We start from the raw sequence: 1,434 nt of genomic DNA on the forward strand, positions 1-1,434 counted from the left end.
TGAACTGCACCCCAATTGTTAGACACAACTAACAATTGGAGGTGCAGTTTTTTATGACTAAATATTCTTTAGAAACCAAACTAGAAGCTATTTATGACTACCTTGAGGGGGTAGAATCCTTTAAAGATATAGCTGGAAAATATAGTGTAAATATTACGATGTTAAAAAAATGGGTAGCTAAGTATCGTGAACATGGATTAGCAGCTTTCCACAAAACATATACAAACTATCCAGTAGAGTTTAAAATGGACGTACTAAATTATATAAACGAGATGGGAGCGTCCATCGATGAAGCAGCTTTAGCATTTAACATTCCAGCCTCTACAACAGTCGGGAATTGGAAGTGTTTATTTGAAACTCAAGGGATTGACGCTCTTCAACCAAAGACAAAGGGGCGTTCATCCATGAAAAAAGAAACAAACAAAGCTCAACCGGCGGAAGGATCTGAAAAAGCGTTACGCGCTGAAATTGAGCGTTTACGTATGGAGAATGCCTATTTAAAAAAGTTGAGTGCCTTAATTCAAGAAAAAGAAAAATTACGGAACAAGACAAAGCGCAAGTAATATATGAATTAAGGCATGAATTTAAAGTTATCGATCTAGTAAAGGTCGCTGGTATTGCGCGTAGTACCTATTATTACTGGATTAAACAAATGAATCGTCCAGATAAATATAAGGAAGTCAAAGAACTAATTAATCATATTTTTGAGGAACATCAAGGACGATATGGATATCGTCGTATCACGTTGGAATTACGTAATCAAGGATTACAAATTAATCATAAAACTGTTCGCCGCCTGATGAATGAAATGGGATTAAAATGTCTTGTACGCATGAAAAAATATCGTTCATACCGTGGGCAAGTAGGTAAAATTGCCCCTAATATTTTGGAGCGTGAATTTAAAGCATCAAAGCCTAATGAGAAGTGGGTAACGGATGTAACAGAATTCCACCTACATGGAGAGAAGCTATATTTATCCACCATTCTAGATTTATACAACGGGGAAATCATCGCTTTTAACACAGAAAAGCGTCCTGTTTATCCACTTGTTTCAAAAATGCTGGATAAAGCTTTTAAACGTCTAAATGACGGAGACACCCCCATCCTCCATTCTGATCAAGGTTGGCATTATCAAATGAAGCAGTACCAACATGCTTTAAAAGAACGTGGGATTACTCAGAGTATGTCACGTAAGGGGAATTGTTTAGATAACGCAGTCATGGAGAATTTCTTTGGCTTATTAAAGTCTGAATTACTCTATTTAAAAGAATTTGAGAGTATGCAGCATTTTAAAGTAGAATTAGAGAAATATATTTATTACTATAATCACAAACGGATTAAGGCAAAATTAAAAGGCATGAGTCCGGTTCTATACCGAACTCATGCCCAGGTAGCTGCCTAAATTTCAGTGTCTAACTTTTTGGGTTCAGATCA

At 36.2% G+C, this 1,434-nt stretch carries 1 protein-coding gene; it reads left to right on the plus strand.

The window, feature by feature from the left end; genetic code table 11:
* Positions 1 to 53 precede the first annotated feature (53 nt).
* Positions 54 to 1,402 (plus strand): IS3 family transposase gene (locus A6749_RS27975; protein ID WP_153042994.1). Its coding sequence is split into 2 segments (ribosomal slippage): positions 54 to 498 and positions 498 to 1,402, totalling 1,350 coding nucleotides; the frame shifts between segments, so codons are not numbered across the junction.
* The last annotated feature ends 32 nt before the right edge of the window (positions 1,403 to 1,434 follow it).

Source organism: Neobacillus mesonae, from assembly GCF_001636315.1.
Lineage (GTDB): Bacteria > Bacillota > Bacilli > Bacillales > Cytobacillaceae > Neobacillus > Neobacillus mesonae.